At 47.0% G+C, this 630-nt stretch carries 2 tRNA genes; both read right to left on the minus strand.

Annotated features, from left to right (window positions below):
• Positions 1-296: 296 nt before the first annotated feature.
• A tRNA-Ala gene (locus NCCP2222_RS20670) sits at positions 297-372 on the minus strand.
• 14 nt (positions 373-386) lie between these two features.
• Positions 387-463 (minus strand) — tRNA-Ile (locus tag NCCP2222_RS20675).
• Positions 464-630 lie beyond the last annotated feature (167 nt).

Raw genomic sequence — 630 nt, forward strand, 5'->3', positions numbered from 1 at the left:
CCGCCGTGCGCCCTTTCTAACTTAACCTTTAATTCGGCTTTCAATAAGCTTCGCATTGCGTTGTCAGCTCGGTCGTTCAGTCAGTCACGTACGTTAGTACGCTCCTTCCTTCTCTCCGTCGCTTCCTAGCACTACTCGCTTTTTGAAACCCTCGGGTGATTATTTGTACTTAGCGATAAGCACAAAATAATCGTTAAAAAGTATTGCATGTTCAATCACAAAGTGATCGACTCGGTTGATTACTTGATGTTTTGTTGCTTTCAATGTCGTTTTATCCAGTTTTCAAGGAACAAGATTGGTGGAGCCTAGCGGGATCGAACCGCTGACCTCCTGCGTGCAAGGCAGGCGCTCTCCCAGCTGAGCTAAGGCCCCGTAAGAAGTATATATGGTGGGCCTAAGTGGACTCGAACCACCGACCTCACGCTTATCAGGCGTGCGCTCTAACCAGCTGAGCTATAGGCCCCTTAAGGGTAATTATAAAGTTTCAAAAGGACGGTATATACCGCCTCTTCATGAACCTTCAAAACTGAACGCAAAACGTCAACGTATGAACCAGAGGTTCATATTCCGTAATTATCCTTAGAAAGGAGGTGATCCAGCCGCACCTTCCGATACGGCTACCTTGTTACG

The sequence above is a fragment of the Sporosarcina sp. NCCP-2222 genome (assembly GCF_023168145.1).
Lineage (GTDB): Bacteria > Bacillota > Bacilli > Bacillales_A > Planococcaceae > Sporosarcina.